The sequence below is a fragment of the Pseudomonas sp. HP_08 genome (genome assembly GCF_055284095.1).
This window is the reverse complement of record NZ_JBTOQC010000028.1, coordinates 1-20,864: the sequence shown is the minus strand read 5'-3', so window position 1 is coordinate 20,864 and position 20,864 is coordinate 1. Positions and strand designations below refer to the sequence as shown.

25 protein-coding genes are annotated in these 20,864 nt (G+C 61.1%); 14 read left to right on the top strand and 11 right to left on the bottom strand.

Annotated elements, in window-relative coordinates; genetic code table 11:
* Positions 1–231: 231 nt before the first annotated feature.
* Positions 232–1,158 (bottom strand): choline ABC transporter substrate-binding protein, encoded by a 927-nt coding sequence (choX, locus tag ACYAS9_RS21850; protein WP_463570396.1) that lies wholly within the window; start codon positions 1,156–1,158, stop codon positions 232–234.
* A 37-nt stretch (positions 1,159–1,195) separates the two neighbouring features.
* Positions 1,196–2,701 (bottom strand): choline-sulfatase, encoded by a 1,506-nt coding sequence (gene betC / locus ACYAS9_RS21845; protein WP_463570395.1) that lies wholly within the window; start codon positions 2,699–2,701, stop codon positions 1,196–1,198.
* 112 nt (positions 2,702–2,813) lie between these two features.
* Between betC and ACYAS9_RS21840 the strand changes: the two genes are divergently transcribed.
* The 3 genes from ACYAS9_RS21840 (at position 2,814) to ACYAS9_RS21830 (ending at position 5,671) form a co-directional block, all read left to right on the top strand.
* Complete coding sequence (locus ACYAS9_RS21840; protein WP_463570394.1) at positions 2,814–3,764, top strand: choline sulfate utilization transcriptional regulator; 951 nt, start codon at positions 2,814–2,816, stop codon at positions 3,762–3,764.
* A 52-nt stretch (positions 3,765–3,816) separates the two neighbouring features.
* A complete protein-coding gene (locus tag ACYAS9_RS21835; RefSeq protein WP_463570393.1) occupies positions 3,817–4,152 on the top strand; it encodes a DOPA 4,5-dioxygenase family protein in 336 nt (111 codons plus the stop codon).
* A 166-nt stretch (positions 4,153–4,318) separates the two neighbouring features.
* Positions 4,319–5,671 carry an SPFH domain-containing protein gene (locus tag ACYAS9_RS21830; protein WP_463570392.1) on the top strand — a complete coding sequence of 451 codons (1,353 nt, stop codon included), beginning with the start codon at positions 4,319–4,321 and terminating at the stop codon, positions 5,669–5,671.
* A gap of 162 nt (positions 5,672–5,833) precedes the next feature.
* On the opposite strand, the gene ACYAS9_RS21825 is transcribed toward ACYAS9_RS21830, so the two are convergent.
* The 3 genes from ACYAS9_RS21825 to trpB all read right to left on the bottom strand — a co-directional run bounded on the left by ACYAS9_RS21825 (position 5,834) and on the right by trpB (position 8,500).
* On the bottom strand, positions 5,834–6,325 hold the full coding sequence (locus ACYAS9_RS21825) for an anti-virulence regulator CigR family protein (RefSeq protein WP_463570391.1): 492 nt from the start codon (positions 6,323–6,325) through the stop codon (positions 5,834–5,836).
* A gap of 139 nt (positions 6,326–6,464) precedes the next feature.
* Positions 6,465–7,274 (bottom strand): tryptophan synthase subunit alpha, encoded by an 810-nt coding sequence (gene trpA, locus ACYAS9_RS21820; RefSeq protein WP_463570390.1) that lies wholly within the window; start codon positions 7,272–7,274, stop codon positions 6,465–6,467.
* The gene (gene trpB / locus ACYAS9_RS21815; RefSeq protein WP_463570389.1) at positions 7,271–8,500 is read right to left on the bottom strand and encodes a tryptophan synthase subunit beta; all 1,230 of its coding nucleotides are present in this window, start codon (positions 8,498–8,500) and stop codon (positions 7,271–7,273) included. Before trpB ends, trpA begins: the two co-directional genes overlap by 4 nt.
* A 134-nt stretch (positions 8,501–8,634) precedes the next feature.
* On the opposite strand from trpB, the gene ACYAS9_RS21810 reads away from it, so the two are divergent.
* Complete coding sequence (locus ACYAS9_RS21810; protein ID WP_463570388.1) at positions 8,635–9,528, top strand: LysR family transcriptional regulator; 894 nt, start codon at positions 8,635–8,637, stop codon at positions 9,526–9,528.
* Positions 9,529–9,542: 14 nt separating this feature from the next.
* Here the strand turns inward: ACYAS9_RS21810 and ACYAS9_RS21805 are convergent, their stop codons facing one another.
* Entirely contained in the window at positions 9,543–9,878 is a 336-nt protein-coding gene (locus tag ACYAS9_RS21805) for an ElaB/YgaM/YqjD family protein (RefSeq protein WP_463570387.1), read from the bottom strand.
* A 167-nt stretch (positions 9,879–10,045) separates the two neighbouring features.
* On the opposite strand from ACYAS9_RS21805, the gene ACYAS9_RS21800 reads away from it, so the two are divergent.
* The 3 genes from ACYAS9_RS21800 to ACYAS9_RS21790 all read left to right on the top strand — a co-directional run bounded on the left by ACYAS9_RS21800 (position 10,046) and on the right by ACYAS9_RS21790 (position 10,893).
* Entirely contained in the window at positions 10,046–10,261 is a 216-nt protein-coding gene (locus ACYAS9_RS21800) for a dodecin (RefSeq protein WP_463570386.1), read from the top strand.
* Positions 10,262–10,377: 116 nt separating this feature from the next.
* Positions 10,378–10,602 carry a DUF1161 domain-containing protein gene (locus ACYAS9_RS21795; protein WP_463570385.1) on the top strand — a complete coding sequence of 75 codons (225 nt, stop codon included), beginning with the start codon at positions 10,378–10,380 and terminating at the stop codon, positions 10,600–10,602.
* 237 nt (positions 10,603–10,839) lie between these two features.
* Positions 10,840–10,893 (top strand): DUF1161 domain-containing protein, encoded by a 54-nt coding sequence (locus ACYAS9_RS21790; protein ID WP_463570397.1) that lies wholly within the window; start codon positions 10,840–10,842, stop codon positions 10,891–10,893.
* A 153-nt stretch (positions 10,894–11,046) separates the two neighbouring features.
* On the opposite strand, the gene ACYAS9_RS21785 is transcribed toward ACYAS9_RS21790, so the two are convergent.
* Positions 11,047–12,048 carry an LLM class flavin-dependent oxidoreductase gene (locus tag ACYAS9_RS21785; protein WP_463570384.1) on the bottom strand — a complete coding sequence of 334 codons (1,002 nt, stop codon included), beginning with the start codon at positions 12,046–12,048 and terminating at the stop codon, positions 11,047–11,049.
* Between the two features lie 203 nt (positions 12,049–12,251).
* Here ACYAS9_RS21785 and ACYAS9_RS21780 point away from each other — a divergent pair, with 203 nt between their 5' ends.
* Entirely contained in the window at positions 12,252–12,680 is a 429-nt protein-coding gene (locus tag ACYAS9_RS21780) for an OsmC family protein (RefSeq protein WP_463570383.1), read from the top strand.
* 76 nt (positions 12,681–12,756) lie between these two features.
* On the top strand, positions 12,757–12,990 hold the full coding sequence (locus ACYAS9_RS21775; protein WP_463570382.1) for a DUF1161 domain-containing protein: 234 nt from the start codon (positions 12,757–12,759) through the stop codon (positions 12,988–12,990).
* 32 nt (positions 12,991–13,022) lie between these two features.
* Here ACYAS9_RS21775 and ACYAS9_RS21770 read toward each other — a convergent pair whose 3' ends face one another.
* On the bottom strand, positions 13,023–13,439 hold the full coding sequence (locus ACYAS9_RS21770; RefSeq protein ID WP_463570381.1) for a PA0061/PA0062 family lipoprotein: 417 nt from the start codon (positions 13,437–13,439) through the stop codon (positions 13,023–13,025).
* A 90-nt stretch (positions 13,440–13,529) separates the two neighbouring features.
* On the opposite strand from ACYAS9_RS21770, the gene ACYAS9_RS21765 reads away from it, so the two are divergent.
* Positions 13,530–14,585: an aminopeptidase gene (locus ACYAS9_RS21765; protein ID WP_463570380.1), complete on the top strand. Its 1,056-nt coding sequence runs from the start codon at positions 13,530–13,532 to the stop codon at positions 14,583–14,585.
* 3 nt (positions 14,586–14,588) lie between these two features.
* Here the strand turns inward: ACYAS9_RS21765 and ACYAS9_RS21760 are convergent, their stop codons facing one another.
* Entirely contained in the window at positions 14,589–15,239 is a 651-nt protein-coding gene (locus ACYAS9_RS21760; protein ID WP_463570379.1) for an HAD family hydrolase, read from the bottom strand.
* 43 nt (positions 15,240–15,282) lie between these two features.
* Positions 15,283–15,828 carry a gamma carbonic anhydrase family protein gene (locus ACYAS9_RS21755; protein WP_463570378.1) on the bottom strand — a complete coding sequence of 182 codons (546 nt, stop codon included), beginning with the start codon at positions 15,826–15,828 and terminating at the stop codon, positions 15,283–15,285.
* 111 nt (positions 15,829–15,939) lie between these two features.
* Between ACYAS9_RS21755 and prlC the strand changes: the two genes are divergently transcribed.
* Complete coding sequence (gene prlC / locus ACYAS9_RS21750) at positions 15,940–17,988, top strand: oligopeptidase A (protein WP_463570377.1); 2,049 nt, start codon at positions 15,940–15,942, stop codon at positions 17,986–17,988.
* A complete protein-coding gene (locus ACYAS9_RS21745; protein ID WP_463570376.1) occupies positions 17,985–18,269 on the top strand; it encodes a YheV family putative zinc ribbon protein in 285 nt (94 codons plus the stop codon). Before prlC ends, ACYAS9_RS21745 begins: the two co-directional genes overlap by 4 nt.
* 47 nt (positions 18,270–18,316) lie before the next feature.
* On the opposite strand, the gene ACYAS9_RS21740 is transcribed toward ACYAS9_RS21745, so the two are convergent.
* On the bottom strand, positions 18,317–18,562 hold the full coding sequence (locus tag ACYAS9_RS21740) for a hypothetical protein (RefSeq protein WP_463570375.1): 246 nt from the start codon (positions 18,560–18,562) through the stop codon (positions 18,317–18,319).
* A gap of 179 nt (positions 18,563–18,741) precedes the next feature.
* On the opposite strand from ACYAS9_RS21740, the gene ACYAS9_RS21735 reads away from it, so the two are divergent.
* Together ACYAS9_RS21735 and ACYAS9_RS21730 are read left to right on the top strand one after the other, a co-directional pair.
* Positions 18,742–19,800: a PA0069 family radical SAM protein gene (locus ACYAS9_RS21735; protein WP_463570374.1), complete on the top strand. Its 1,059-nt coding sequence runs from the start codon at positions 18,742–18,744 to the stop codon at positions 19,798–19,800.
* Positions 19,801–20,011: 211 nt separating this feature from the next.
* The gene (locus ACYAS9_RS21730; RefSeq protein WP_463570373.1) at positions 20,012–20,737 is read left to right on the top strand and encodes a carbonic anhydrase; all 726 of its coding nucleotides are present in this window, start codon (positions 20,012–20,014) and stop codon (positions 20,735–20,737) included.
* Positions 20,738–20,864 lie beyond the last annotated feature (127 nt).

Genomic DNA, 20,864 nt, shown 5'->3' with positions numbered 1-20,864 from the left:
GAGCTGCGCTCACTCCTACGTAATGTGTGTCGTGCTCAGTATCAAGGCCTGCCCAAAATCCGTGGGAGCGAGCGCCAGCTCGCGAATGCGAAGGTACATTCACCCCAAATGTGCTGATTTCACGGGCCCTTTCGCGAGCTACGCTCACTCCTACCCATTTGTGTCGTGCTCGCGAAGCCTTGAAGGCTGCGGCGCATTTGGTTTGAGAACACAGTTGCTACGGGGCCTGATTTACAACGCGGTTTTGACCGCCGCCAGGCCGTCCTTGTCATCGATGGTCTTCACCCCGTCCAGCCACTGCTCCAGCACCGCCGGGTTGGCTTTTATCCACGCCTTGGCCGCTTGCTGGTTGCTGACCTTGTTGTTCGCCACCTCGGCCATGATGCTGTTTTCCATGTCGAGGGTGAATTTCAGGTTGCTCAGCAAGCGCGCCGCGTTCGGGCAAGCGTCGGCATAGCCTTTGCGGGTTACGGTATAGACCGCGCCGGTGTCGCCAAAGTATTTCTCGCCGCCTTTAAGGTAGCGCATGCCTTTGACCTGCACGTTCATCGGGTGCGGTGTCCAGCCGAGGAAGACCACAAACGCCTTGCGCTTCACGTTGCGGTTAACCTCGGCCAGCATCGCCTGTTCGCTGGACTCGACCAGCTTCCACTTGCCGAGATTGAATTCGTTGTTCTTGATGATTTCCGCCAGCGACAGGTTGGCCGGCGCGCCGGCACCGATGCCGTAGATCTTGTTGCTGAACTTGTCGGCGAATTTTTGCAGGTCGGCAAAATCGTGTACACCGGCCTCCCACACGTAATCGGGCACGGCGAGGGTGAACTCGGTGCCTTCCAGGTTCTTGCTCAACTGCGTGACATCGCCGCTGGCAATGAACTTGTCATGAAAGCCCTGCTGGGCCGGCATCCAGTTGCCCAGAAACACGTCCAGCTGTCCGTCCTTGAGCCCGCCGTAGGTGATCGGCACCGCCAGGGTATCGACCTTGGGCGTGTAGCCCAGCCCTTCGAGCAACAGGCCGGCGATGGCATTGGTCGCGCCAATATCGCTCCAGCCCGGGTCGGCCATTTTCACCGTCTTGCAACTCTGCTCGGCGGCCTGCACGGTCAGGCCCGTCAGGGTCATGACGCCAGCCACCAGCACTGCGGATAACTTCTTCATCGAGATGCCCTTTGTTGGTTTTTTGGTTTGGCAGGGTTCAAGGTTGCGGAAAACGTGCGCGGCGCTCCAGATCGTCGAGGTCGATGTGGTTGCGCATGTACTGCTGGCTGGCGTCGACCAGCGGCTGGTGATCCCAGCTCTTGAGTTTGCCGGTGGCCAGTGCCTTGGCCACCAGACGGCGGCGGCGCTGGCTGGCGAGCACCTGTTGATGAATGGCGGGCATATCCCATTTTTGCCGTGCCTCGCTCAGAAACTGCGCGAACAGTGTTTGATACTCGGGCGACTGGCTGAGGTCTTCACGCTCTTGCGGGTCGTTGTGCACATCGAACAACAGGCACGGGTCCTGCTCCGAATAGATAAATTTATAGCCGCCGCGCCGGATCATCATCAGCGGGCTGGTGGTGCCTTCGGCCATGTACTCGCCGAACACCTCGTCATGCCCGCCTTCGCCACGCAGGTGCGGCACCAGCGAGCGGCCGTCCAGTGCCAGGCCTGCGTCGGTGACGCCGCCGGCCAGTTCGACCAGGGTCGGCAACAGGTCGGCGGTGGACACCGCCGCGCTGACCCGGCTGGCGCCGAACTGCCCCGGCGCATGAATCACCAGCGGCACGCGGGCGGCCATTTCGAACCAGTGCATCTTGTACCAGAGGCCACGTTCGCCAAGCATGTCGCCGTGGTCGCCGGAGAAGACAATGATCGTGTCGTCGGCCAGGCCAATCTCCTCCAGGGTCTGCAGCAGTTTGCCGATGTTGTGATCAATGTAGCTGCACGCACCGAAGTAGGCGCGCCGCGCATCACGAATCTTGTCTTCGGGCAGCGGCTTGTCCCACAGGTCGTAGACCTTGAGCAGGCGCTGCGAATGCGGGTCCAGCGCGTCCTGGTCGGCATGCGCCACCGGCATCGGAATCTCGTCGTCGCGGTACAGGTCCCAGAACGGCTTGGGAATGGTGTACGGGTCGTGCGGGTGGGTCATCGACACCGTCAGGCAGAACGGCGCATCGCCGTCCTGGCGCACATGGTCGTACAGGTACTGCTGCGCCTTGAACACCACTTCTTCATCGAAATCGAGCTGGTTGGTGCGCACGCACGGTCCCGCTTGCAGCACCGATGACATGTTGTGGTACCAGCTGGGGCGCACATCCGGCTCGTCCCAGTTCACTGCCCAGCCGTAGTCGGCAGGGTAAATGTCGCTGGTCAGGCGCTCTTCATAACCGTGCAACTGGTCGGGGCCGCAAAAATGCATCTTGCCCGACAGCGCCGTGCGGTAGCCCAGGCTGCGCAGGTAATGGGCGTAGGTCGGAATGTCGGCAGGAAAATCCGCCGCGTTGTCGTAGGCGCCGATCTTGCTCGGCAACTGGCCGCTGACCAGGGTAAAGCGCGACGGCGCGCACAACGGGCTGTTGCAATAGGCGGCGTCGAACACCACGCCCTCAGCGGCCAGGCGGCTGAGGTGGGGCAACTTGATCGGCGAAGAAGCATAGATCGGCAGGATCGGCGCGGCCATCTGGTCGGCCATGATGAACAAAATGTTTTTACGCTTCATCGATCCTGCATCCCATTGCGAGGGTTTATGCGAAAGTGCTGCATTCGAGGATGAAGACCGAGGCTTTGCCGGTAAAGCCCATGAACTGCAATGGCTAGGATAAGTACAGCTTATGTTTGAGAGTCTTGGCAACCTGTCGCTGGACCTGCTGCGTGCCTTCGAGGCCGCCGCCCGCTTGCGCAGTTTTACTGCTGCCGCCAGCGAGCTGGGCACCACGCAGCCGGCGATCAGCCAGCAGATCAAGCGCCTGGAAGAACAACTGGCCACGCGCCTGTTCGACCGGGTCTATCGCGGCATCGCCCTGACCGAGGCCGGTGACGTGTTGCTGGAGCACGTGCAGGCCGGCTTGCAATCGATTGAGCTGGGGCTGGAAACCATCACCGGCCAGCACCAGCACGAGGTGTTGCAGGTGGCCACCGACTTTGCCTTTGCCGCCTACTGGCTGATGCCGCGCCTGCACCGCTTTCATGCCAGCCATCCGCAGATCGATGTCAGCCTGGTGACCAGCGAGCGCAACCACAGCATGCTGCGCAGCGATGTCGACGTGGCGGTGCTGTTCGGTGACGGGCGTTTTCGCCAGGGTGAAAGCCGCTGGCTGTTCAGCGAAGAGGTGTTCCCGGTGTGCAGCCCGCAACTGCTCGCCGGCCGCGCCCGGCCCTTGCCGCTGGAGGCGCTGAACGAGCTGCCGCTGCTGCACCTGCGCAGCGAGGGCAGCCACCAGTGGTTCGACTGGGCCGGCGTGTTTCGCGCACTGCGCATTCAGCAAGCGCCGGTACCTGGTCAGTTGCGCTTCGATAACTACACCTTGCTGATCCAGGCGGCGATTGGCGGCCAGGGCGTGGCCATCGGCTGGCGGCATCTGGTCGATGATTTACTGGAGCAAGGCCTGCTGTGCCGGCCCATCGAAGCCTGCGCGGTGTCGACCTCGGGGTATTACGTGGTGCTGCCGCAGCGAAAACGCCGCTTGCAGTTGATTGCGCAGTTCGTCGACTGGCTGATCAGTGAACAGGCACAAAGCAGCCAGACACTGCCTGGAACAGCCTTGCCGTCGATTGCAGTCTGAGGCGCTGGCGTGGCATAACAGGTGCCCATTCTGGTCACAGGGAGTATCCGTAATGCCGAACATCCAGGGCTACCACGCCCATGTCTATTTCAATGAACACAGCATCGACCGGGCCCGCGCCTTGTGCGAAGCGGCCACCGCGAAGTTCGACATCCAGATGGGCCGCGTACACCAGGGCCTGGTCGGCCCGCACCCGGACTGGAGCTGCCAGTTGGCGTTCGGCCACGAGCAGTTTGCCGATGTGGTGCTGTGGCTGGCGCTCAATCGCGAGGACTTCGTGGTGTTTCTGCACCCGCTGACCGGCGACGAACTGGCCGACCATACCGCCCACGCCATCTGGATGGGCGCGGTACGGCCGTTGAGTCTTGAGGTGTTTGGGCGGCGTTGATCGTCCGTTACGCCCATCGATACGTCAGCCCTCCCAGCGCACGAGCGTCCGGGCGCTGACCGTCGCTGTCGCGCGTGCCTCATGCCTACACGCTTCTCAGACCCATCCGACAGAAGCATTCCTGTGCCAGTGCAAGACTGCGTCCTTCTCGCGCAAGGACATTGAAATGCAGACGCCAAAGGCAATTAGCTGGACCCCAAACAGCAAGCATCTGAAAACGCTATTACTGCCCCTGAGCCTGCTGGTCGCTTCCCCCTTTATTTTCAACAGCATGTTTTTTTATAACGAAGCTGGCTTCGCCACCCATGTGCGGACGATTTTCGGCGATGAAAAAGTCATCGACGATGTCGGTTACGCGACCAAATGGTTTGGCAGGGCGACGGTCTGGAAAAAAGCCATCAGCGTCCAGTCGGTGCTGGCGCTCGACAAAAAGGACGACAACCCCGAGAACGATGCGTTGGGGGCTACCATCGAAACCTTTCCTATCGTGTTTCTGGGCAATGTCGACGCCAAGGTCGAATCCTCTGCCCGTTTTCGTCTGCCGACGGGGGATGCCTTCCTGACCATCGCGCAGGAATATCGCAACCCCGACAACTTCATCCGCAGCGCCTTGCTGCCGGCGATCAAGGAAACCCTGCAGGCCACCGCTTCGCTGATGACCGCCGATGACTACTATGCCGGCGCGCGCAGTGAGTTTGCCGCCGAGTTCGAAAATCAGCTCAACGACGGTCTGTACCTCATCAAGCGCCGGGAAATTCGTGTTACCCGTGGCATCGTACCGAGCCAGACGGCGGTTCTTCAGGCGGGTACAGAACAGGGCAGTTTCGGCCAGAACACCGGCAGCCAGTACATCACCGAAAAAGTCGTCGACGACAAGAATGTGCCCATTCGCAAGCAGCAACAGTTCCGCCGCTTTGGCGTCGAGGTGGTTGAGGCGCGTATCACTCATATCGACCCGAATCCGCAGTACCGCCAGCGCATGGTCAAGGTACAGCAGGCGCTGGCAGAGCTGGCGGTGGCGCGCCAGAACCGCCTGAAAGAGGAAGAAGAAAAGCGTCTGGTGACCGCACGAGGCGAGAAAGAGGTCGAAGCCAAGCGCCAGGAAACCTTGCGCGACCAGATCGCCCGCACGACGCAGGCCGAAACCGAGAAGCAACTGGCGATCATCAATGCCGAACGCGAGCGCAGCCGCGCTGAAATCGAAAAACAGACCGCCGAACTGCTGCTGGATAAAGCGACTACCGCCGCCCAGGCCACGCGCATCAGCGCCGACGCCGAAGCCCATGCCCGCGAAGCCACGATCAAGGCCGACGGCGCCCTGCAATCGAAGCTCGATGCGCTGATCGAAATCAACAAGGCCTGGGCCCAGGCCGCAGCGCAAGCGCCGGTGCCCAGCGTCATGATGGGCGGCGCGGCGTCAGGCGCAGTGGGGCGTCAGGATGAACTCAGCCAGTTGATGGGCGTGCTGGCGACCAAGGCGGCACGAGATCTGGCGCTGGACATGAAAATGAATCCGTAGCCAATAGCCAACACCACGCCCGTAGGAGCAAGGCGGATGGCCGCCCCCTCAAGCTCGCGAAGAGGCCGGAATATCCAAAGCGTTTTTAGCGTCTGGTCGGCAGCATTCGCGAGCTGGTGCTCGCTCCTACGGGATCGGTGTCAGGCAATAATCACTGCCTTATCAATTCAAGACGCCGTCCAGAATCGCATACACAATCCCGCTGCCCACGGCGATCAGTACCACGTCGGTGCCCAGGCGGCGCCATTCGTAACCGTCGTAGCGCGGCAGTTGTTGCAGGGCGCGGCTGTCCAGGCGTTTGCCATAACCGCGTGGCAGTGGCTTGCCTTTGACGATGTGCACGCCCGGCGGCAGCGGCTGGCCACGGCCGATCACGTCGCGGTGCTGCTGGAAGGTCTGGCGCACCGGGCCGAAATCCTGCGGTGGACGATTACCACCACGGTTGTCGTGCTGGGCGGCTTTGGCCGGACCATTGTCGTGGCCGCGCCCGGGGTTGTTGTTATTACGGTCCTGGCCAGGCCCTTGTTGCTGATGACCGCCACGCTCGTCGCGACCCTGGTCGCCACGGCCGTCCTGCGGTGCGGCCTGCAACAGCGGACTGGCGCTGATCATCAGGATACCGAGGCCTGCAATAAAGCGGTTTGGCAGTTTCATGGGTGATGCTCCTTAGCCTGCAGCAATAAAAAAGGGTTCACGACCCAAGTCGTGAACCCTTTGTGTCTTGCGCTAATAGAGCGGCTAAAAGGCCCGGAATTCCTCTGTATCAGGAACTTTACCCAGGCTTACAAAGCCGTTACCGACGCGCGTTGCGCACACCTTCCGCCAAGGCGGCACACAGGCTCAACACGCCATCCACTGCTTGTTCCGGCGACTGGGCCTTGGCGATCTGGTCGACCAGTGCCGAGCCGACCACCACGCCATCGGCCAGCCGGGCAATCGCTGCCGCCTGCTCGGGCGTACGGATGCCGAAGCCGACGCTGATCGGCAGCGAGGTATGCCGGCGCAGGCGCTCGATGGCCTGGGTGACATGTTCGGTGGTGGCAGAACCTGCACCGGTCACACCCGCCACCGACACGTAGTAGACAAACCCGGAGCTGCGCTCCAGCACCGTCGGCAGGCGCGCATCGTCGGTGGTCGGCGTGGTCAGGCGGATGAAGTCGATGCCCGAGGCCTGGGCCGGCGTGGCCAGCTCGGCATCGTGCTCCGGCGGCAGGTCGACGATGATCAGGCCATCGACGCCGGCCTCTTTGGCCTGGGCCACGAAGGCCTCGACGCCAAAACGGTGGATCGGGTTGTAGTAACCCATCAGCACGATCGGCGTGGTGCTGTCGTCGACGCGAAATTCACGGACCATCTGCAGCGTCTTGGCCAAAGTCTGACCGGCTTCCAGGGCGCGCAGGGTCGCCAGCTGGATCGCCACGCCATCGGCCATCGGGTCGGTGAACGGCATGCCCAGCTCGATGACGTCGGCGCCGGCGGCCGGCAGGCCCTTGAGCACTTTCAGCGAGGTGTCGTAGCCAGGATCACCGGCCGTGATGAAGGTCACCAGGGCGGCACGGCCTTCGGCCTTGAGCTGGGCATAACGGTGTTCAAGACGGCTCATGCCAGCTTCTCCTGGGTTTTTTCAGTCGCGGCCATGTGGTTCATCACGGTTTGCATGTCTTTGTCGCCACGGCCCGAGAAGCACACCACCATCAGGTGGTCCTTGCTCAGGGTCGGCGCCCGGCGAATGGCTTCAGCCAGTGCGTGAGCGGTTTCCAGCGCCGGAATGATGCCTTCCAGGCGGCAGCATTTATGGAAGGCGTCCAGGGCTTCATCGTCGGTGATGCTGACGTATTCGACACGCTTCACTTCGTGCAGGAAGGCGTGCTCCGGGCCGATGCCGGGGTAATCCAGGCCTGCGGAAATCGAATGCGCATCGGTAATCTGGCCGTCATCGTCCTGCAGCAGGTAGGTGCGGTTGCCGTGCAGCACGCCCGGCACGCCGCCGTTCAGGCTGGCCGCGTGCTTGTCGGTGTTTACGCCGTGGCCGCCGGCTTCGACGCCGATGATCTCTACGCTGGCGTCATCGAGGAACGGGTGGAACAGGCCCATGGCGTTGGAACCGCCGCCGACGCAGGCCACCAGGCTGTCGGGCAGACGGCCTTCCTTCTCGTGCATCTGTTCTTTGGTTTCCTTGCCGATGATCGACTGAAAGTCGCGGACCATCGCAGGATACGGGTGGGGACCTGCAACGGTGCCGATCAGGTAGAAGGTGTTGTCGACGTTGGTAACCCAGTCGCGCAGCGCCTCGTTCATCGCGTCCTTGAGGGTGCCGGTGCCGGAGGTGACGGGCACGATTTCGGCGCCCAGCAGCTTCATGCGGAAGACGTTGGCCTGCTGGCGCTCGATGTCGGTGGCGCCCATGTAAATCACACACGGAATGCCGAAACGGGCTGCCACGGTAGCGGTGGCCACGCCGTGCATGCCAGCGCCGGTTTCGGCGATCAGGCGGGTTTTGCCCATGCGCTTGGCCAGCAGCACCTGGCCGATGCAGTTGTTGATCTTGTGCGCGCCGGTGTGGTTCAGCTCTTCACGCTTGAAGTACACGCGCGCGCCGCCCAGGGCATCGCTCAGGCGCTCGGCGTAGTACAGCGGGTTAGGACGGCCCACATAGTCGCGCTGGAAGTACGCCAGCTGCTCGGCAAACTCGGGGTCGTTCTTGGCCGCTTCGTACTCGCGGTTCAGGTCCAGCACCAGCGGCATCAGGGTTTCGGCGACATAACGGCCACCAAACGAGCCGAACAGGCCGTTGGCGTCAGGGCCGCTGCGAAAGTTGGTCTGGGTCATGAACAAGCTCCAGGTTCAGAATGCGTTGAGCCGGATTCGGCAATGGGTCCACTTTACCCAGCGCGGGCCGCGCTGAAAACCGATAAGATCGCCGCAACCTGTGAGAAAAACTCACACTTATAGCGAGGCATCCAATGAGCCGCGACCTGCCACCCCTCAATGCATTGCGTGCCTTTGAGGCCGTTGCCCGGCTGGGCAGCGTCAGTCAGGCGGCCGAACAGCTGCATGTGACGCATGGTGCGGTCAGCCGCCAGCTCAAGACGCTGGAAGCGCATCTGGGCATCAGCCTGTTCAGCAAGGACGGGCGCGGCCTGAAACTCACAGATGCCGGCAGTCGATTGCGTGATGTCAGCGGCGAAGCCTTCGACCGGTTGCGCGGCGTTTGCGCCGAATTGAGCCAAGGCAGTAGCGAGGCGCCCTTTGTATTGGGCTGCTCGGGCAGCTTGCTGGCGCGCTGGTTTATTCCACGGCTGGGGCGCTTGAATGCTGAGTTGCCGGATTTACGCCTGCATTTGTCTGCCGGCGAAGGCGATCTGGACCCGCGGCGTCCGGGGCTCGATGCGTTATTGGTGTTTGCCGAGCCGCCGTGGCCGGCCGACATGCAGGTGCTGGAGCTGGCCAGCGAGCGCATCGGCCCGGTGCTCAGCCCGCACTTCGCCCGTTTCGACGCCTTGCACCACGCGCCGGCGCAAGCGCTGCTGAATGAAACCCTGTTGCACACCACTTCTCGCCCGCAGGCCTGGCCAAGCTGGGCGCGCCATCACGGCATCGACCCGCAGGCGTTGCGCTACGGTCAAGGTTTCGAGCATTTGTATTATTTGCTGGAGGCGGCGGTGGCCGGCCTTGGGGTGGCCATTGCGCCCGAGCCCCTGGTCAGCGATGACCTGCGGGCCGGACGCCTGGCTGCGCCGTGGGGTTTCAGCGAAACCCCGGCGCAACTGGCGCTATGGGTGCCCAGGCGGGCTGCTGACGGGCGTGCCCGGCAGTTGGCCCACTGGCTCAAGAATGAGCTCAAAGGCACGCATTGAAGACAACGCGCCGATTACTCGCCGCGTTTGAACAGCAGGTAAGCGGCCAGCAGGCCCAGGGCGCCGACGGCAACACCGGCGGTGGTCCATGGATGATCCTGGGCGTAGTCGCGGGTAGCGATCGCGTTTTCCTTGGTTTTGACTTTGACGTCTTCGTAAACCTCGCCCAGGTCGCTGATCAGACCACGCGAGTGGCCCAGAGCGCGTTCGGCGCTGGCCTTGAGGCTCTTGAGAGTCTTGCTCGACTCATCGGAAGCATCGTTTTTCAAGCCTTCGAGCGACTTGAGCAGGCTCTCGATCTCTGCTTCCACGCTTTGCAGCGAAGCCTTACGGAGTGACGAACTAGCCATGGTGTTTCTCCTGCAGTGATGAATGATGTGTGTTGGTTCCGACTACAGGGTTTTCGGAAAGTGCAGTGACATTTACACAGCGCTGAACTTTTGCGCGGCTTTTCCACACAGATGCAGGGAGCGGCACGACTGCTACGCTCGTTAACGACCTTTAAGGAGAACTGCCCATGAGTGACCATCGCACGTACAAGAAAGTCGAGCTGATCGGCTCGTCGACCACCTCCATCGAAGACGCGATCAACAACGCCCTCGCCGAAGCCAGCAAGAGCCTGACTCATCTGGAATGGTTCGAAGTGACTGAAACCCGGGGCCATATCGAAGACGGCAAAGTGGCGCACTTTCAAGTGACCATCAAGGTCGGTTTCCGCATTGCCAAAAGCTGATGATTGAATGACGGCCGGGTGAGTCGGCGACTGAACCTTCAGACTGGCTCACTGCCATACTCTGTGAAGCCCGCAGGCGGGTATCGTGTAGTACAACCGGATAAGGAGATGTACCGATGAAGCGATTCATGCTGGCGGTAGGGTTGTTGAGCCTGGCAGGCACTGCCATGGCGGCAGGCAAGCCGTGCGAAGAGTTGAAAGCCGAAATCGACGCCAAACTTCAGGCCAAGGGCGTTACGTCCTACACCCTGGAAGTGGTCGAGAAAGGCAGCACTGCCAACCATCAAGTGGTCGGCAGCTGTGAAGGCGACACCAAGGAAATCGTTTATTCGCGTGGTTGATCGTGACACGGCGCTTTGGCAGTGTTTGCACATGTCCAGTAGGAGCGCGCTTGCCCGCGACCGGCTGCGTCAGCAGCCGTAAATTTTCAGCGTTTCATAAATCTTTGCGAGCGCTTTGCACTCGGTCGCGGGCAAGCGCGCTCCTACGATGGTTCAGCCCTTTGCGACTTGTGCCAGGATCTTGAACGAGCTTAGCCGGTCGGCGTGTTCATATAGATCGCAGGTGAAGATCAATGAGTGGTCGGCAGCTGCGAAGGCGACACCAAGGAAATCGTTTATTCGCGTGGTTGATCGTGACACGGCGCTTTGGCAGTGTTTGCACATGTCCAGTAGGAGCGCGCTTGCCCGCGACCGAGCGCGAAGCGCTCGCAGAGATTTATGAAACGCTGAAAATTTACGACTGCTGACGCAGCCGGTCGCGGGCAAGCGCGCTCCTACGGTGGTTCAGTCCTTGGCGACTTGCGCCAGGATCTCGAACGAGCGTAGCCGGTCGGCGTGTTCATACAGATCGCAGGTGAAAATCAATTCATCGGCGTCCGTCTGCTCCAGCAGCACTTCAAGTTTGGCTTTGACCTTCTCCGGGCCGCCCACGACGGCCAGGCCGAGGAAACTCGCCACCGCTTCACGTTCATGCGGCAACCACAAACCTTCCATCGACGGCACCGGCGGGCGTTGCACCAGGCTGTGGCCGCGCATCAGCGCCAGAATGCGCTGCTGCACCGAGGTCGCCAGGTAGTCGGCCTGCTCGTCGGTGTCGGCCGCCACCAGCGGCACACCCAGCATTACATACGGTTTGTCGAGCACGGCCGAGGGCTTGAAGTGGTTGCGGTACACGCGAATCGCCTCGTGCATGTAGCGCGGCGCAAAGTGCGAGGCGAAGGCGTATGGCAGACCGCGCATGCCGGCCAGTTGCGCGCTGAACAGGCTTGAGCCCAGCAACCAGATCGGCACTTCGGTGCCATAGCCCGGTACGGCGATCACCCGTTGTTCAGGCGTACGCGGCCCCAGGTAGGCCACCAGTTCCTCGACGTCGTCCGGGAAGTCATCGGCGCTGCCGGAACGCTCGCGGCGCAGCGCGCGGGCGGTCATCTGGTCCGAACCCGGCGCACGGCCCAGGCCCAGGTCGATACGGCCCGGATACAGGCTGGCCAGGGTGCCGAACTGTTCGGCAATCACCAGCGGCGCATGGTTGGGCAGCATGATGCCGCCGGCCCCTACGCGAATCGTCGAAGTGCCGCCGGCCAGATAACCGAGCAGCACCGAGGTGGCCGAACTGGCAATGCCATCCATGTTGTGGTGTTCGGCGACCCAAAAGCGGTTATAGCCGAGTTTTTCGACATGGCGGGCCAGGTCCAGCGAGCGATGCAAGGCATCGGCGGGGCCTTTGTCCTGGCGCACGGGCACCAGGTCAAGGGTGGAAATCTTGATATCGGACAAGCGTTTCATAGGCCGGGCAGCTCCTTGAAATGGACGGGCGCAGGCCCGTAATGAATACAGGAATGAGGGTGGCCGAGGCGCTTTTCAATGCCGCGCGAGGAAATTTCCTACTTAATTGGTCGGATTTATCGCCGGTTGAACTTTAATAAGCCGGCTATCCTCAGAAACCTTGTCACTGCACGAAACATCCTGACCTTTCACAAGGAGACACCATGAGCATCGTCAAGAAAGCATCCGCCCATTGGGAAGGTGATCTGAAAAAAGGCGTCGGCCACATCTCTACCGAAACCGGCGTGCTGCGTGAAGCGCCCTACGGTTTCACTGCCCGCTTCGAAGGCGGCAAGGGCACCAACCCTGAAGAGCTGATCGGCGCTGCGCATGCCGGCTGCTTCTCCATGGCCCTGTCGATGATTCTCGGTGGCGAAGGCTTTACCGCCGACAGCATCGATACCCAGGCGCAGGTCACCCTCAATCAGGTCGATGGCGGCTTTGCGATTACCGATATTCACCTGGTCCTCAAGGCCAAGGTACCGAATATCGATGCCGCCAAATTCGAAGAGCTGACCACCAAGGCCAAAGAAGGCTGCCCGGTGTCCAAGGTGCTTAACGCCAATATCACCCTGGAAGCCACCCTGCTCTGACGGGTGTCGGTAGCGGCCCGTCCTGAAGCCCGGGCCGCCTGCCGGTTAATCGTCGTTTTGGCGAAGGAATCGAAAGATGAAACGTCTGACTGTCGCGCTGACCTGCTCTTTGCTGGCCACCGGTGCCCTGGCGGCGCCCAAGTCCTGCGATGAACTCAAGGATGAAATCGAGGCCAGGATTCAGGCCAACAACGTCACCTCATACACCCTCGAAATCGTCACCAATGATGAAGTTCGTGACCAGAACATGGTCGTGGGTAGCTGCGAGAACGGCACCAAAAAAATCATCTATCAGAACAACGATCGCTGAAAAACTGATCGTTGAAAGAAAGTGATCGCTGCTCAGATGCACTGGATGTGGCCCTCGCGGGCAACGACCTGACGTTGCGCATCGAACAATCGCACCTCGATGTCGTTGGCAAACGTGCGAGCTTCCAGGCGATAACGCTCACCGGCCTTGAAGTGGTCGTAATTGACCTCGATAAAACAGGTGATCTCGGCGTAATCGTCACTGAACATGCCCAGCGCCGAGCCTGACCGATATTCATAATCGAAGCGCACCTGCAGCTCATGCTTGCCCGGTGTCACCTGAAAATAACGCCCGTCGTAAGTACGCTGGCCATCGAGCTTGTCGGCCATCACCAGCTTGCCGGTCGTGGTATTGAGGTCGACCCAGGCCTGCCCCGGATCATGGCTGGGCAAGGGGCCGGCGCATCCGGTCAGGATGCCGAGGGCGAGAATCGGTACTATCGAGCGCATGGCAGGCTCCTGATGAACATGACGCGATCATAATGGCCTCATGTGTCGATGTCCTGCCGGACATGCCATGTTCATTTCTCAAGGCCATTTATGTCAGCACCCGATGTTGTACGCCTGTGGCGCGGTTTGCCAATCCTGGTGTTGCTGCTGGTTGGCGGTTGTTCCAGCCTTTCTTACTACCAACAACTGGCTGCGGGGCAATGGCACCTGTTGCAGGCCCGTGAACCGGTGGCCGATGTGGTCGCCGACCCGTCGCGGGACCCGGTGCTGCGCCAGCATCTGGCCCAGGCGCAACAGGCGCGGCGCTTCGCCAGCGAGCAGTTGCACTTGCCCGACAACAAAAGCTACCGGATGTACGCCGATATCGGCAGGCCTTATGTGGTATGGAACGTGTTTGCCACCCAGGAGTTCTCTCTGGAGCCGGTGACCCACTGTTTTCCGATTGCCGGCTGCGTGGCCTATCGCGGTTACTACAGCGCAGGCGGCGCACGCGGTGCGGCGGCGTTGCAGCGTCAGGCCGGCCAGGACGTGTACCTGGCCGGAATCGAAGCCTATTCGACACTGGGCTGGTTCAACGACCCGATCCTCAACACCATGCTCGCCTGGGGCGATGAGCGCCTGGCGGCGCTGATCTTTCATGAGCTGGCGCACCAGCGGTTTTATGTGCAGGACGACACGGCATTCAATGAATCCTATGCCAGTTTCGTCGAGCAGCAAGGCGCCCGCCAATGGCGCATTGCGCGTGGCCTGCCGGCGCAGGACGACACCCGCAACGCGCAGCGCGATGCCTTTACCGCCCTGGTACTCGACACCCGTCAGCGCTTGCGCGAACTGTATGCCCAGCCATTAGCGGCGCCGGTGATGCGCGAACGCAAAGCCGCCGAATTCGAACGCCTGCGCCGCGACTACCGCACGCTGCGCGATGAGCGCTGGCCCGGCGACAAGCGTTTCGACGCCTGGATCAACGCCCCGATGAACAATGCCAAACTGCTGCCCTTCGGGCTGTATGACCAATGGGTACCGGCCTTTGCCGCACTGTTTGTACAGGTGAACGGCGACTGGCCACGGTTTTACCAGCGTGTCGAGCAACTGGGCAAACTGCCCGCGCCTCAACGCCAGACGGCGTTGCAAGCATTGATGCCCTGAGGGTTACACGGCCGCAAATGCATTGTGCAACTCGGCCACCGTCGCAAACCGGTACTCCGGCGTCTCGGCATCCAGCTCATCCGAACTGCCAAACCCGTACTCAACCGCCGCCACTTGCAAGCCGTTACGCCGCCCGCCGATCAAGTCGTGCTTGCGGTCGCCGATCATCAAGGTCTGCTGCGGATCAAGCTTTTCTTCGGCCAGCAAATGGGTAATCAGCTCGACCTTGTCGGTGCGCACGCCGTCCAGTTCGCTGCCGTAGATCACCTTGAAATAGCGGGCAAAATCGAAATGCCGGGCGATTTCACGGGCGAAGACCCACGGCTTGGAGGTGGCGATATACAAGGTGCGACCCTGCTCGCTCAGGGTGTCGAGCAATTGCGGGATGCCGTCAAAGACCTGGTTCTCATACAGGCCGGTGACCTTGAAGCGCTGACGATAAAAGCCCACCGCTTCCCAGGCCCGGGCCTCATCCATGTCATAGAACTTCATGAACGCCTGCAACAGCGGCGGGCCGATGAAGTGCTCAAGTTTTGTAAGGTCCGGCTCATCGATGCCCAGCTTGCCAAGGGCAAACTGGATCGAACGGGTAATGCCCAGGCGCGGGTCGGTCAACGTGCCGTCGAGGTCGAACAGAATGTTTTGCTGATGCATTGATTGATTGCCTGATGAGCGAGTGTATTCAGCTGAAAAAACTTCAGGTCCGATCGTAACCCTCGGCCAGATGCTGGTCCTTGAGCTTCACGTAATTGGCGGCGCTGTACGGGAAAAACGCGATTTCTTTCTCGGTCAACGCCCGCACCTGCTTCACCGGGCGGCCGACATACAGAAAGCCGCTTTCCAGCACCTTGCCCGGCGGCACCAGGCTGCCGGCGCCGATAATCACGTTGTCTTCAACCACCGCGCCGTCCATCACGGTGCTGCCCATGCCGACCAGAATGCGGTTGCCGATCGTGCAGCCATGCAGCATGCACTGGTGGCCGATGGTGACTTCATCGCCGATCAGCAGCGGGAAACCGTCCGGGTTGAAAGGCCCTGCGTGGGTGATGTGCAGCACGCTGGCGTCCTGCACGCTGGTGCGGGCGCCGATGCGGATGCGGTGCATGTCGCCGCGAATCACGGTCAGCGGCCAGACCGAGCTGTCGGCACCGATCTGGACATCACCCAGCACCACCGCCGAGCGGTCGACAAAGGCACGTTCGCCAAGGATCGGCGTATGGTTCTGGAACTTGCGAATGGCCACGATAGCTTCCTTCTTTGCCGGTGATAGAGCAGTAATCAGGGTTTCGGTGCTGCGCACGGCGGTGATTGTAATTAAGATGGCCCAGTGTTTCTTCCTGCCAAGGTGCAAAACGTGAGCGCGAACAACCCTCTTGTGCAACCGTACGACCTGCCGCCCTTCTCGGCGATCCGTGCCGAACATGTGAAACCGGCCATCGAGCAGATCCTCGCCGAGAACCGCGTTGCCATCGCCGATATTCTTGCCCGCCAAGGCGACAAGCCCGACTGGGCCGGCCTGATCCTGGCCCTCGATGAACTCGACAGCCGCCTGGGCGCTGCCTGGAGCCCGGTGCGCCACCTCAATTCGGTGTGCAACAGCGCAGAACTGCGCGAAGCCTATGAATCGTGCCTGCCGGCATTGAGCGCCTACTCTACCGAAATGGGCCAGAACCGCGCCCTGTTCCAGGCCTATGAAGCGCTGGCCGCCAGCCCTGAAGCGGCGAATTTCGATATCGGCCAGAAAACCATTCTGGAAAATGCACTGCGCGATTTTCGCCTGTCGGGCATCGATCTTCCGCCCGAGCAGCAAAAGCGCTATGCCGATGTGCAAAGCAAACTGTCGGAGCTGGGCAGCCAGTTCTCCAACCAGTTGCTCGACGCCACCCAGGCCTGGACCAAGCTGGTGACCGACGCCTCCGCGCTCGACGGCCTGCCTGAATCGGCCATCGCGCAAATGGCGGCGGCGGCAAAGGCCAAAGACCTGGAAGGCTATCTGATCAGCCTGGAATTCCCCAGCTACTACGCGGTGATGACCTACGCCAACGACCGCGCCCTGCGCGAAGAGCTGTACACCGCCTACTGCACCCGCGCCTCCGATCAGGGTCCGAATGCCGGGCAGAACGACAATGGCCCGGTGATGGAGCAACTGCTCGACCTGCGTCAGGAACTGGCCGGTCTGTTGGGTTTCGCCAACTTCGCCGAATTGAGCCTGGCGACCAAGATGGCCGAGTCCAGCGACCAGGTGCTCAGCTTCCTGCGTGACCTGGCCAAACGCAGCAAGCCGTTTGCCGCGCAAGACCTTGAGCAGCTCAAGGCCTATGCCGCCGAGCAGGGCTGCCCGGACCTGAAAAGCTGGGACAGTGGTTACTACGGCGAGAAACTGCGCGAGCAACGCTACAGCGTTTCGCAGGAAGTGCTGCGTGTGTACTTCCCGATCGACAAGGTGCTCAGCGGCCTGTTCGCCATCGTCCAGCGCCTGTACGGCATCGAGATTGCCGAGCTGACCGGCTTTGATACCTGGCACCCGGACGTTCGCCTGTTCGAGATCAAGGAAAACGGCCAACACGTCGGGCGTTTCTATTTCGACCTGTACGCCCGCGCCAACAAGCGCGGCGGGGCCTGGATGGACGGCGCCCGCGACCGTCGCCGTACCCTGGACGGCCAGTTGCAGAGCCCGGTGGCCAACCTGGTGTGCAACTTCACCCCGGCGTCGCCCGGCAAGCCTGCGCTGCTGACCCACGATGAAGTCACCACGCTGTTCCACGAGTTCGGCCATGGCCTGCATCATTTGCTGACCCGCATCGAACACGCCGGTGTCTCGGGCATCAACGGCGTGGCCTGGGATGCGGTAGAGCTGCCGAGCCAGTTCATGGAAAACTGGTGCTGGGAGCCTGAAGGCCTGGCGCTGATTTCCGGTCACTACGAGACCGGCGAGCCGCTGCCACAGGACCTGCTGGAGAAAATGCTGGCGGCGAAGAACTTCCAGTCCGGGCTGATGATGGTTCGTCAGCTGGAATTCTCGCTGTTCGACTTCGAGCTGCATGCCACCCACGGTGACGGTCGCAGCGTGCAGCAAGTGATCGAAGGCATCCGCGACGAAGTCTCGGTCATGCGCCCGCCCGCCTACAACCGCTTCGCCAATGGCTTTGCCCACATCTTCGCTGGCGGCTACGCGGCCGGTTACTACAGCTACAAGTGGGCTGAAGTGCTGTCGGCCGATGCGTTCTCGAAGTTTGAAGAGGACGGCGTGCTCAATGCCGAGACCGGCCGGGCCTTCCGTGAAGCCATCCTGGCGCGTGGCGGTTCGCAGGCGCCGCTGGTGCTGTTCGTCGATTTTCGCGGACGCGAGCCGTCGATTGACGCACTCTTGCGCCATAGCGGCCTGAGTGAGGAAGCGGCATGAGCGACACCCCGGTGATCACCCCGAAACGCTTCATCGCCGGTGCCGTGTGCCCGGCGTGCAGCGAAGCGGACAAGCTGAAGATGTGGAACGAAGACGGCGTTCCACACCGTGAATGCGTGAACTGCGGCTACAGCGACACGCTCAACGAGCAAGGGCTGTCGGTGCCTAAAGAACTGGGCACCCGGGTCAACAAGGTGACGGTCAAGCCGGCCAATCCGAAGGTTCAGGGCGTGCAGTTTTTCCCCAACCCGAAGCTGAAAAAACCGGTCGATCCGAGCTGATTGAACGGTTGATCCGGGGCCTTGCAAGGCTCCGGATCGCAACTGCATCAAGGGCGCACTTTCAAAAAGGCCGAGGCCAGTTCTATCAGGATTTCATCATCCTGCCGGGTATGGCCTTGCACGCCATCGACCTCGACATCGCCCGAGACGGTATCCAGGACACCATCTTTATTCGAAGACGACACATAGGCGACGTAGGCGATGTCTTTGTTTTCATAAAACTCGACAAGCACTTCCGGATTTTCATCTTTCTCAAGGTCTTCGGCCGATAAACGCACTTCGTAGTTAGCCATCTTCCACCTCGTTTCGTGAATGGAGTTACGAGAGCTCGGCAACCGAGCATGACTGCCCGAACGACGGTATGCCTGCAGGGTGATCGGGTCTACTGACAGAAATGACAGTTGTCGGGTTGAGTGGGCATCATGATCTATTGTCGTGTACTGTATATAAAAACAGTATCGAGACATTTCCCATGAACTCACCTCCTCCAATCCGTGGACGTGGCACGGCCAGCAACCCGCATAACCGCTTCGCCCCGCACCGCTCGGTGGTCGAGGACGATGGCTGGTACCAGGAAGCGCCGTTGACCCAGGGCACCGAGGTCATTTTCGAGACCGCCAAGAGCATCATTACCCGCAACACCTCGCCCGACATTCCCTTCGATCGCTCGATCAATCCTTATCGTGGCTGTGAACACGGTTGCATTTATTGCTACGCGCGGCCCAGCCATGCGTATTGGGATATGTCGCCGGGCCTGGATTTTGAAACAAAACTCATCGCCAAGACCAACGCCGCAGCGTTGCTGGAGCAGCAGTTGTCCAAACCCGGCTACCGCTGTGCGCCGATCACGCTGGGGGCCAATACCGATCCGTACCAGCCCATCGAGCGGGAGCACAAGTTGACCCGTGCCACGCTGGAAGTGCTGCTGCGCTACCGTCATCCGGTGACTATCATCACCAAGGGCTCATTGATTCTGCGCGACCTGGACCTGCTCGCCGAGCTGGCCCGGCAACGCCTGGTGTCGGTGTTCATCAGCCTGACCACGCTGGATGACGCACTCAAGTGCACGCTTGAGCCACGTGCCGCGTCGCCCAAGGCACGCTTGCGGGCGATCAAGGTGCTGCGACAGGCGGGTGTGCCGGTGGGCGTGCTGTGTGCGCCGATGATTCCGATGATCAACGACAGCGAGCTGGAAGCGCTGATGACAGAGGCCAAGGCCGCCGGTGCGCTGAGTGCCAGCTATATTCTGCTGCGCCTGCCGCTGGAGGTGGCGCCGTTGTTCGAGGAGTGGCTGACCACCCATTACCCGCAGCGCGCCGCCCATGTAATGAGCCTGATCCGCCAGAGCCGAGACGGCGCCACCAACGACAGCCGCTTTGGCTCGCGGATGCGTGGCGAGGGTCAATTCGCCGATTTGCTGGCCCAGCGTTATGCCTTGGCCGCCAAGCGGCTGGGGCTTAAAAATCGGGAAAGTTTTGTGCTGGACTGTGACTCTTTCTGCCCGCCGGGTGGTCAGATGTCATTGCTATAGTTCTTTGATGTGGCACAAGGCTACTGCAAAAGCCGCGTCCTAGAGCCGTCGCATTCAGTTTCACTTAAGCTTTGACAGTTAGTCTGCAGTCAGGAATGTCCTTCAGCAGACACGTGCAACGGATCTGTACGTTTTTTTGAGTTGTTTCGAGGCATTGCCAGAAAACGAACAAGCATGAAAATCCACATCAATCCGCCAGAGAGGATTCGACATGAGTGACAGGGAAAATCAGCCCTCGGCCAGTCCCCAGCCCGAGGTGGAGACGGCCCAAGAGGCTTTCAAACATATCGTGGACGGCTTCGTGCAGTTTCGTCATGAAGTGTTTCCCCAGCAGAAAGAACTGTTCAAGAAGCTGGCCACCGCACAGAAACCACGCGCCATGTTCATCACCTGCGCCGACTCGCGCATCGTGCCTGAACTCATCACCCAGAGCTCTCCCGGCGATCTGTTCGTCACGCGTAACGTCGGTAACGTCGTACCGCCTTACGGGCAGATGAACGGCGGTGTTTCGACCGCCATCGAGTACGCCGTGCTGGCCTTGGGTGTGCAGCACATCATCATCTGTGGTCACTCCGATTGCGGCGCCATGCGTGCGGTACTCAACCCGCACACGCTGGACAAGATGCCGACGGTAAAAGTCTGGCTGCGTCATGCCGAAGTTGCACGCACAGTGGTCGAAGACAACTGCACGTGCGGTGAAGAACACGAGAACATGCGTGTCCTGACCCAGGAAAACGTCATCGCCCAGCTGCAACACTTGCGCACTCACCCTTCGGTAGCTTCAAAGCTGGCCAGCGGTCAGTTGTCGATCCATGGCTGGGTCTACAGCATCGAGACCAGTGAAATCCTGGCCTACGACGCCGAGCTGGACAAATTCCGTCCACTGGACGGCGACGGCCCAGCGCCAATGGCAACGCCAAAGGCACGCTTTTTCTAACGCCCTACGCTGAAACTACGTAGGAGCGGGGGGGGGGGGGGGGGGGGGGGGGGGGGGGGGGGGGGGGGGGGGGGGGGGGGGGGGGTGGGGGGGGGCGGGGGGGAGCGCGGGGGGGGGGCCGCGCGCC